Source organism: Glycomyces sp. NPDC021274 (genome assembly GCF_040641195.1).
In the GTDB taxonomy this organism is placed as follows: Bacteria; Actinomycetota; Actinomycetes; order Mycobacteriales; family Micromonosporaceae; genus Glycomyces.
Genome location: NZ_JBFADC010000095.1, coordinates 1 through 1,219, shown reverse-complemented (window position 1 = coordinate 1,219; position 1,219 = coordinate 1). Strand labels below are relative to the sequence as shown.

Below are 1,219 nucleotides of genomic sequence, written 5' to 3'. Positions count from 1 at the left end.
GCCAGGTACAGGGCCGTGGCCCCCCGGCCGTTGGGCGCCTCGGAGCCGTCCAGGAGGGTGGAGAGCACGGGCGCCAGATAGGACAGCGACTTGCCGGAGGCGGTGCCGGTGGCGACCACGACCGATTCGCCGCGCAGTGCGTGTTCGGACGTGCGTGCCTGGTGGGCCCAGGGGCGATCGATTCCGGCCGAACGGATGGCGTCGATCACTTCCGGCCGGATCTGTGCCGGCCAGTCGGCATGGGTGCCGATGCGCGGGGGCAAGTGCTCCGTATGAGTGATGCGCGCAGCGCGGGTCGCGCCCCGGGCCAGACGGTCGAGAATCATGCCTGGGGAAGTGTGCGCGCCAGGATCCGGCGGGAGTCGATTGGAGGCCATCGGCACCGAGTGTGTCACCGGTGTGACGGACAATGCTCACAAGGCGTCGTGCACGCCTGCTGGTAAGTGATTGAATGCCATGGCGGCTGCCGATCCGCCCCTACCTCGGTGGGGAGGCCCCAGGGGGGCGACCGCTCGATAGCAAGGTGCTGGAGGATCCGTGGACCTGTCCCTGTCGACCCGGACCGTTGGCGACCGTACGGTCGTCGAGGTCGGTGGCGAGATTGATGTATACACCGCGCCCAAGCTGCGGGAGCAGCTGGTCGAGCTTGTGAACGACGGAAGCTACCACCTCGTGGTGGACATGGAGCGTGTCGACTTCCTGGACTCCACAGGGCTCGGCGTCCTGGTGGGCGGACTGAAGCGGGTGCGTGCCCATGAGGGCTCGCTGCGCCTGGTCTGCAATCAGGAGCGCATTCTCAAGATCTTCCGAATCACCGGTCTGACCAAGGTGTTCCCGATCCACACCTCGGTCGACGAAGCCGTCGCAGCCACTGACTGACGGTTTGCCGGTCCCCCGCGCCCCGGGCGCGGGGGTGGAAGGAGTGGGGGGTACCGGACGCACCCGTCCGGCCCCCTGCGTTGCACGCCCGCATCACGAGGGGGATGGCATGGCCACCGTCGAACTTCGCTTCAGCGCCCTTCCCGAGCACGTCCGGACCGCGCGTCTGGTCGCGGCTGCCGTGGCACGGCGTGCGGGGGTGGACGAGGCCGTGCTGGACGAGGTGCGGCTCGCCGTGGGCGAGGCGTGCAGCCGGGCCGTGGGGCTGCACGAGATCCACGGCATCACGGCGCCGGTGCGGGTGGTGCTGGTCGAGGACGAGAAGCAGTTCTCGATCGAG

At 69.0% G+C, this 1,219-nt stretch carries 3 protein-coding genes; 2 read left to right on the top strand and 1 reads right to left on the bottom strand.

Translation table 11 applies throughout. The features are described from left to right. Nucleotides 1–377: DEAD/DEAH box helicase (locus tag AB0I03_RS26840; protein ID WP_360417420.1), on the bottom strand; the 377-nt coding region annotated here is incomplete at its 3' end. Between the two features lie 160 nt (nt 378–537). Between AB0I03_RS26840 and bldG the strand changes: the two genes are divergently transcribed. Together bldG and AB0I03_RS26830 are read left to right on the top strand one after the other, a co-directional pair. After that, on the top strand, nt 538–879 hold the full coding sequence (gene bldG / locus AB0I03_RS26835) for an anti-sigma factor antagonist BldG (protein ID WP_004571875.1): 342 nt from the start codon (nt 538–540) through the stop codon (nt 877–879). A gap of 109 nt (nt 880–988) precedes the next feature. Next, nucleotides 989–1,219 (top strand): ATP-binding protein (locus AB0I03_RS26830; protein WP_360417418.1); only part of this gene is annotated, 231 nt, incomplete at its 3' end.